This window comes from Sulfuricurvum sp. (assembly GCF_049305995.1).
Lineage (GTDB): Bacteria > Campylobacterota > Campylobacteria > Campylobacterales > Sulfurimonadaceae > Sulfuricurvum.
Window position 1 is genome coordinate 1 of the sequence record NZ_JBAQPS010000219.1, and the last position, 2,930, is coordinate 2,930.

Sequence of the window (2,930 nt, forward strand, 5' to 3'; positions counted from 1 at the left end):
ATTTAAATCTTATCGATACTATAGGTAGTGGTATCAAAAAGATGTTTATGATCCAAAAAAACAAGTTTTTTCCACTTCCTGAATATGAATTAAGCAATGAATCTGTAAAAGTGACTATCGAGGGGAAAGTGCTTGATGTGAAGTATGCTTCAAAACTTTCGAGTATGCCTGATCTGTCGCTCGAAGAGATCATTTTACTGGATAAAGTACAAAAAGGACATACTCTAAATGCAAATGAATCAAAAATTTTAAAAGCTAAAAATCTCATCGAAGGGAAAAGACCGAATCTTCATATATCTTCCAATGTGGCCAAGCACACCAATCAAGAAGATGAGTATATCAAGATGCAGGGCATTAACGATGAACACTATCAAGCTTTGATAATTAAATATTTAACGAAGTTTGGAAAGGCTAAAAAAACCGATTTTGAAAAATTACTATTAGACAAATTACCGGATATTTTAGACGAAAAACAAAAGAAAAATAAAGTAAAAAACACTCTGCAAAAGCTTAGAACAAGCGGTATGATCGAAACAGTTGGGTATGACTGGATATTGTCTAAATCAAAAAAAGTTTAGACGGTTTTAGACGATTATTTAGACAATTTAAAGACAACTTAAAAGGAAAATAGATGCAAAATATCGTTGACACCATCCGAGGGCTTACCGCAATGTTGGATAGAAACTTGGCAAAATATGGAGTAACTATCGCAAATTTTACGACAGTTCAAAATCAAGGGAACTAGAGAAATGGATGAAAAAAGCAATATGCAAAAAATGCATAGTGTAAATTTTGATAGTACGCAGATGTATCATATTGGGGTAAATTTAAAAAATTTGGAGAGATTTAAATGAATGACTTGACTACCGCCGATAGCATCTCAAATAAAATCCATACTATACGTGGGCTTGCTGTAATGATGAATAGGGAAGCAAAATGAATTTCAGCAACTACATTGTTTATGTCGATGAAAGTGGCGATCATTCACTGACGTCTATCAATAAAGATTTCCCTATTTTTGTTTTGGCTTTTTGTATTTTTGAAAAAGAGAAGTATTCACAAAGTGCGGTTTTAAAACTCAAAGATTTCAAGTTTAAACATTTCGGTCACGATATGGTGGTACTCCATGAAAACGAGATTCGGAGGGATAAGGGTTGGTTCAAAATCCTCAATTCAAAAGAGAAAAAAGAGTCTTTTTTAGATGAATTGACACAAATCATCTATGAGGAAGATTTTACGATTATTGCGACGGTTATACAAAAAGATAAACTATTCAGCCATACGAATAGCCCATACGATATCGCTCTAAAATATTGCATGGAGCGAACCTATCGATTTTTGGAGTCGAAAAATGAACACACCAAAATGACACATATCATAGTAGAACAACGAGGGAAAAACGAAGATGAGGAATTGGAATTAGAGTTTCGCAGAGTATGTGACGGGCACAACTTTAAAAATGTACGCTTCCCTTTTGAAATCATTTTAGCCAATAAAATGAGCAATTCCGCAGGTTTGCAACTGGCTGATTTGGTAGCTCGACCGATAGGGTTAAGCGTACTCAAACCTGAACAGACCAATAGAGCGTTTGATGTACTAAAAGACAAATTTCATAAATCAGATAGTGGGAGAGTTGAAGGTGTGGGGCTTAAAGTATATCCATAAAAAGCAAAAAGCCCCAGAGAATCCTCTGAGGCTTGAAGCCGATCGCCAATCTGCAATCCAATGCAGAAATTATACTCAAGTTTTATTGAAATTACAACGAAAAATATAAAAAGGTTTAGTAAATGCTAAATATCGTCGATGTCACCTACATCAAACCTTTTCAAAGGGATATCATGAGTGACATTCTCATCTATCAAAACAAAAATGGAAATATCAAAGCTATTTTTGACGAGGACAAATCATATGATTGATATCGATACGCAGTTAAAGACCTTTTTATCTCAAAATTTTGAAACCGAAGTTTTGGAGTTTAAAGAGGCGAAAAATAATTTCGACTCTAACGATTTAGGAAAATATTTTAGTGCATTATCAAACGAAGCGAACCTAAAAGGGCATGATGAAGCATGGCTCATTTTCGGCGTAAAAGATAAAGACAAAAGTATTGTCGGGACGCAATTTCGAGCTGATCAAGCGAAGCTCCATAGTCTAAAAGCAGAGATTGCAAATTTTGAGACAACTGAAAACAGAAGGAGCTAGATAAATGAATGACTTGACTACCGCCGACAGCATCTCAAATAAAATCTACACCATTCGAGGGCATCAAGTGATGTTGGATAGAGATTTGGCGGCACTTTATGGTGTAGAGACAAGAAGATTAAATGAACAAGTCAAAAGAAATATTGAGAGATTTCCCTATGAGTTTATGTTCCAGATGACAAAAGAGGAGCTTGAAAATTGGATATCTCAATTTGCGACATCCAATAGTGAAACAATGGGACTTAGAAAAATGCCTTTTGTATTCACCGAGCAAGGTGTTTCAATGCTTAGTGCCGTACTCAAAAGCCAAACAGCAATTGAAATGAGCATACAAATCATCAAAACATTTGTAAATATGAAACGATTTATCTCTAATAATGCAAATTTATTTCAAAAATTTGAAACACTTGAAAAAAGACAGCTTACTTACGAAATCAAAACAGATGCCAAAATAGAGCAAGTCTTAAATGCTTTAGAAGAGAGGAATCAAAAACCAAAACAAGGTATTTTCTACGACGGACAGATTTACGATGCGTATGCGTTCGTCAATGATTTGTTAAAAAGTGCAAAAAAAGAAATCGTACTGATCGACAACTACATCGACGATAGTGTTTTTACCCTCTTTAGCAAATACCCCTATCTCAAAATCAAAATTTATACCCAAACCATCACCAAACAACTAGCACTTGATTATCAAAAATACCAAGCACAATATCAAAATATCGAGC

4 protein-coding genes and 1 pseudogene are annotated in these 2,930 nt (G+C 34.5%); all 5 read left to right on the forward strand.

What is annotated here, in order from left to right:
- Positions 1–578 (forward strand): annotated as a pseudogene (locus WA010_RS07565) (transcriptional regulator); the annotation flags it as partial.
- A gap of 358 nt (positions 579–936) precedes the next feature.
- On the forward strand, positions 937–1,665 hold the full coding sequence (locus tag WA010_RS07570) for a DUF3800 domain-containing protein (protein WP_422556522.1): 729 nt from the start codon (positions 937–939) through the stop codon (positions 1,663–1,665).
- 122 nt (positions 1,666–1,787) lie between these two features.
- Entirely contained in the window at positions 1,788–1,916 is a 129-nt protein-coding gene (locus WA010_RS07575; RefSeq protein WP_422556523.1) for a hypothetical protein, read from the forward strand.
- Entirely contained in the window at positions 1,909–2,202 is a 294-nt protein-coding gene (locus WA010_RS07580) for an ATP-binding protein (RefSeq protein WP_422556524.1), read from the forward strand. Before WA010_RS07575 ends, WA010_RS07580 begins: the two co-directional genes overlap by 8 nt.
- A 4-nt stretch (positions 2,203–2,206) precedes the next feature.
- On the forward strand, positions 2,207–2,930 hold a 724-nt coding region (locus WA010_RS07585; protein WP_422556525.1), incomplete at its 3' end, for an ORF6N domain-containing protein.